Genomic DNA, 802 nt, shown 5'->3' on the forward strand with positions numbered 1-802 from the left:
AGAGATCATTGCAGAATGAGTTGTTGTAGTCGGCGGTGGCAGATGATCACGCAGGCGAGTTTGAGGAATCCGAGGTGGGTGTCAGCGCGTCGTTCGTAGCGGGTGCGAAGTCGTTTGAACCCGTGGAGCCAGGCGAAGCCGCGCTCGACGACCCACCGGTGTTTGCCGAGTCCCGAGCCGTGAGAAGTGTTACGTCGGGCGATTTTCGGGACTATGCCGCGTTTTCGCAGTCCGGTTCGGTGTTCCTCGGAGTCGTAGGCGCGGTCGGCGAACAACCAGCGTGGTCGGGTGAATGGTCTTCCGCGTTTACCGCGAATGACCGGAATCGCTTCCAGTAAAGGGAAAAGCTGGGTACTATCGTGGGTGTTACCTCCGGTGAGGATCACCGCGAGCGGGATACCGGTACCATCGGTAATCAGGTGGTGCTTCGATCCTGCGCGTCCACGATCAACCGGGGACGGCCCTACCGCTTCGCCCCTTTTAACGCGCGTACATGGGATCCGTCGACCACCGCGGTGTCGAGTTCGAGCCCGTCCAACGCGCGGAGACGATCCAGGATTCGTTCGTGCACGATGTCGAAGACTTCCGCCTCGAGCCACTCGTGCATGCGCCGCCAGCACGTGTACCCGGAACACCCGACGAGGCCCCGGGGTAGGTCCGCGAACCCGATCCCGGTCTTGACGATATACACCAGCCCGGCCAAAACGACTCGATCCGGCACACGACGCCGACCCGGATGGTGAAACCGCCGCTGTACTACCGGCAACACCGGTTCGATCTCAGCCCAAAACTCGTCCGGAAC

General features: G+C 61.6%; 1 protein-coding gene. It reads right to left on the reverse strand.

Going from position 1 to position 802, the window contains the following annotated elements:
* Positions 1–5: 5 nt before the first annotated feature.
* Positions 6–802 (reverse strand): IS5 family transposase gene (locus tag AD72_RS36065; RefSeq protein WP_425480792.1). Its coding sequence is split into 2 segments (ribosomal slippage), with 795 coding nucleotides annotated over them: positions 6–482 and positions 485–802; the frame shifts between segments, so codons are not numbered across the junction. This gene is flagged as partial in the annotation.

This window comes from Sciscionella sediminilitoris (assembly GCF_000737195.2).
Taxonomy (GTDB): Bacteria; Actinomycetota; Actinomycetes; order Mycobacteriales; family Pseudonocardiaceae; genus Sciscionella; species Sciscionella sediminilitoris.